We start from the raw sequence: 283 nt of genomic DNA, 5'->3' as shown, positions 1-283 counted from the left end.
GCCATTTTGCAGCGAACCGTGGAGGAAAAGCAGCTGGTTCGGGCCGGGATCTTCCGGCGCGACGACGGTGTATTTACGCTTGAATCCCTGAAATTCCACGATGGTCATGGAACAAAAGTTTAGTCGGGGTGGGCGCAGTGCTCGTCGTGGGTGCTGGTGTGGTGCTTTTCCGAATCGCTGCGGCCCTCGAAGTGAGCTTTGGTGACGCGGGCGGCGGCGATGTCGTCGCGAACCGCGCGGCGGTTGCGTAGCCAGCCGATTAGACGGCAAACCAGGTAAATGA

The sequence above is a fragment of the Corynebacterium sp. HMSC078H07 genome (genome assembly GCF_001812805.1).
GTDB lineage: Bacteria > Actinomycetota > Actinomycetes > Mycobacteriales > Mycobacteriaceae > Corynebacterium.
Note: the sequence above shows the minus strand (reverse complement) of the source record.